The organism is Streptomyces sp. NPDC042638 (assembly GCF_040647235.1).
Classification (GTDB): Bacteria; Actinomycetota; Actinomycetes; order Streptomycetales; family Streptomycetaceae; genus Streptomyces; species Streptomyces rameus.
In genome coordinates, this window is the sequence record NZ_JBEZBT010000033.1 from 1 (window position 1) to 3,743 (window position 3,743).

The 3,743-nt window shown below is 71.7% G+C and carries 3 protein-coding genes and 1 pseudogene; 3 read left to right on the forward strand and 1 reads right to left on the reverse strand.

The features are described from left to right. A partial coding sequence (gene lysX, locus AB0B40_RS24335; RefSeq protein WP_362265545.1) for a bifunctional lysylphosphatidylglycerol synthetase/lysine--tRNA ligase LysX occupies positions 1 to 1,498 on the forward strand: 1,498 nt, incomplete at its 5' end. Between the two features lie 90 nt (positions 1,499 to 1,588). Beyond that, a complete protein-coding gene (locus AB0B40_RS24340; protein WP_362265547.1) occupies positions 1,589 to 2,425 on the forward strand; it encodes a polysaccharide deacetylase family protein in 837 nt (278 codons plus the stop codon). Positions 2,426 to 2,482: 57 nt separating this feature from the next. Here AB0B40_RS24340 and AB0B40_RS24345 read toward each other — a convergent pair whose 3' ends face one another. Next, positions 2,483 to 3,154 carry a class F sortase gene (locus AB0B40_RS24345; protein ID WP_362265550.1) on the reverse strand — a complete coding sequence of 224 codons (672 nt, stop codon included), beginning with the start codon at positions 3,152 to 3,154 and terminating at the stop codon, positions 2,483 to 2,485. A 330-nt stretch (positions 3,155 to 3,484) separates the two neighbouring features. Between AB0B40_RS24345 and AB0B40_RS24350 the strand changes: the two are divergent. Next, positions 3,485 to 3,743: pseudogene (locus AB0B40_RS24350) on the forward strand (hypothetical protein); the annotation flags it as partial.

Below are 3,743 nucleotides of genomic sequence, written 5' to 3' on the forward strand. Positions count from 1 at the left end.
GCCGTCCCGGCCGGCGCTCGGCCCCGACGGAGGGGACGGGGCCGGGCCCGCCGCCCCGGACGCGGGCCTGACCGACCAGGTCCGCGTCCGGTACCGCACCCTCGGCCGGCTGCGCGCCACCGGCACCGACCCCTATCCGGTGGGCACCCCCGTACCCACCCACGCCCTCGCCGACGTCCCGCCCGGCGAGGACGTCACCGTGGCCGGACGCGTCATGCTGGTCCGCGACTTCGGTGGCATCGTCTTCGCCGTGCTGCGCGACTGGTCCGGCGACCACCAGATCGCCCTCACCCGCGACGGCTGCGGACCGGCGCTCGACCGCTTCACCGCCGACATCGACATCGGTGACCACATCACCGTCACCGGTCACGCCCGGGCGAGCGACCGGGGCGAACCCACCGTCTTCGTCACCTCCTGGCAGCTCACCGGCAAGTGTCTGCACCCGCTGCCGGACAAGCACCGCGGCCTCGCCGACGCCGAGGCCAAGGTCCGCCGCCGCCACCTGGACCTGATCACCAGCCCCGACGCCCGCGCCGTCGTCCGCGCCCGTTCCGCCGCCGTACAGGCCCTGCGCCGGGGACTGCTGGACCGGGGCTACCTGGAGGTCGAGACACCGATGCTCCAGCAGGTCCACGGCGGCGCCAACGCCCGCCCCTTCAGCACCCACATCAACGCCTACGACCTGGACCTCTATCTGCGCATCGCCCCCGAGCTGTATCTGAAGCGGCTGTGCGTCGGCGGCCTGGAGAAGGTCTTCGAGCTGGGCCGCACCTTCCGCAACGAGGGCGTCTCCTACAAGCACAACCCCGAGTTCACGATGCTGGAGGCGTACCAGGCCCACGCCGACTACGACGTGATGCTCGACCTCGCCCGCGAGCTGGTCCAGGGCGCCGCGACCGCCGTGTACGGCTCCCCGGTGGCCCGCAAGGACGGCGAGGAACACGACATCTCCGGGACCTGGCCCGTCAAGACCGTGTACGGGGCGATCTCGGAGGCGCTCGGGGAGGAGATCGGCCCCGGCACCGAACTGCTGCGGCTGCACCGGCTGTGCGACCGCAGCGGGGTGCCGTACACCGCCGACGACGGCCCCGGCGACGTCGTGCTGGAGTTGTACGAGCGGCTGGTCGAACACCGGACCGGGCCGCCCACCTTCTACAAGGACTTCCCGACCGACGTCTCCCCGCTGACCCGGCAGCACCGCACCGACCCGCGGCTCGCCGAACGCTGGGACCTCGTCGCCTTCGGCACCGAACTCGGCACCGCCTACTCGGAGCTGACCGACCCCGTCGAACAGCGCCGCCGGCTCACCGCACAGTCACTGCTGGCCGCCGGCGGCAACGCGGAGGCCATGGAGCTCGACGAGGACTTCCTGCAGGCCCTCGCCTACGCCATGCCCCCGACCGGCGGACTCGGACTCGGCGTCGACCGGCTCGTCATGTTCCTCACCGGCCTGACGATCCGTGAGACGCTCCCGTTCCCGCTGGTGCGCCGCCGCTGAGCGGGTTTCGCTCGGCTGTCCGGGTGCATTCCTCCCGCCGCACCGGTGGCGTTGCGGTGCGCCGGAGCCTCACCGGGCGACTGATGAGTCATGCAGAAGGATCAGTTGTTCACGCGACGCCGGATGCTCCTCGCCGGGGCCGCCGCCCTGGGGTCGGCGGGCACCGCCGGCATCGTCCTGGCGGGCGGCGGCGAGGAGACCGCCCCGAGCGCCCCGGCCCCCGTCGCCGGCCCGCAGGCCCGTCAGGCGCTCAAGCCCTCCGCATTCCGGCTGCAGCCGCTCACCGGATACGGACCACCCCGCACCGCGCCCCGCAAGCTCAAGGTGCGCAAGAAACCGATCCTGGAGATCTCCCGGCGCGGCCGGCGCATGATGCTGACCTTCGACGACGGCCCCAACCCGGACTACACCCCGCACATCCTGGACACCCTCGCCAAGCACGACGTCCGGGCGATGTTCTTCGTGTGCGGGGAGTGTGTCGTCCAGAACCGGGAGCTGGTGGCCCGGATGGCCGACGAGGGCCACGTCGTCGGCAACCACACCTGGACCCACCCCCTGCTGACGACCCTGGGCCGAGGCGAAATCCGCTCCGAGATGGAGCGCACCAGCGACGTCATCGAGGACACCTACGGCGAGCGCCCCCAGTGGTTCCGCGCGCCCTACGGCGCCTGGAACCGGGCCGCCTTCCAGCTGGGCGCCGACATGGGCATGGAACCGATGGCCTGGACGGTGGACACCACCGACTGGATGGAGCCCGGCGTCGACACCATCATCGACCAGGTGGAGAGCGGAGCCGCCCCCGGCGTCGTGGTGCTCTCCCACGATGCCGGGGGCGACCGCTCGCAGACCGTCCGCGCGATCCGGGAATGGCTTCCCTTCCTGATCGACTCCGGGTACCAGCTCACCGTGCCGAGCCGGCGGATGTGACGGTTCCGCGGCCCTGTACGGCCGTCGTCCTCCTTTCGCCCGCCGGGCCGTGGCGGTTCAGGTGACCGCGGCCAGGCGGGCGAAGACGACGACGTTCCCGTCGTAGCCGTTCTGTTTCGAGAAACCGCCGCCGCAGGTGATGACCCGGAGTTCCGGTGTCCCCTTCGAGCCGTACACCCGGTCGCCGGGGAAGTTGCTCTTCTCGAACACCTCGACGCCGTAGATCTCGAACACGGCGGTCCTGCCGTCCTGCCGCACGACGGCGATCTGGTTGCCCTTCTTGAGCGCCCCCAGCCCGTAGAACACGGCGGGGCCCTGCTTGTTGTCGACATGGCCGACGACGACGGCGGTGCCCTTCTCCCCCGGGGAGACGGCACCGGTGAACCAGCCGGCCAGGTTGGGGTTGTCCGGTGGCGGCGCGGCGACCCAGCCGTCCGCGTCGAGGCCGACCGGCACGACGGGCGCGTCCACGTGGATCGCCGGGATCCGCACCCGTGCCACGGCGGAGAACGCCAGCGAGGCGGGTGCGGGGGCGAAGGTGCCCAGGGTGGCACGGCTGTCCGGCGCCGCCGCCGAGGCGGGCTGCGGCGGGCCGACGTCGAACTCCCCGGAACCGTTGCGAATAAGTGCCAGGCCGGTCAGCAGAACAAGCGCTATCACGCCCCACGGGGCGCGCTTCTTCCGCCGCTCCTCTTCCTCGGCAAGCTCGGACAGCTTGGACGCAGACATTCGCCATCCCCTCTCGACGCGGTCGCGCCACGTCCATCGCGCATGGGAAAACGCTAAATCCCGCGCGGGCCAAGGGCGACGGGGTGATCGGCGAACGGGTGGCCCGCCACCCGCTCCGTGCGCCATCCGAGTTGCCGTTCCCAGATATTTTCTGACGGTCCGTGACCTGCGGCAATATCCGATTGTGTGGTTTTCCCTCGGCGTGTCGGATCACCAGGACGGACCATTCTCGACATGCGGGCGTGTTCCGCGCGTCCGAGGGTCGTCCCGGGAGGTGTTTCTCGCCGAACCACCGGGGACGGGACCCGGTGACCTCCCGCGGAGGATCACATGCGCAACCAACGTGCCCTGGCGGCGGCGTGCACCACGGTCGCCGTGCTCGGGCTCGCCGCCCCCGCGGCTGTCGCGGACGGCATGGGCAACGGGGGCGGGCCGAGCGGCACCGACAACAACAGTGCGGTCATCGTCCCCGGCACCGGCAACGTCGGCGCCCTGAACGGGACCGGGGTTCTCCCCGGCACCGGCATCGTCAACGGAGGGGGGCGCGTCCCCGGGAACGGGAACTTCAACGGCAACGGCCGGGGGAACG

Excerpts from the sequence above, each read along its gene's own strand:
- AB0B40_RS24340 (WP_362265547.1), top strand. The coding sequence starts at position 1,589 with ATGCAGAAGGATCAGTTGTTCACGCGACGCCGGATGCTCCTCGCCGGG.
- AB0B40_RS24345 (WP_362265550.1), bottom strand. The coding sequence starts at position 3,154 with ATGTCTGCGTCCAAGCTGTCCGAGCTTGCCGAGGAAGAGGAGCGGCGG.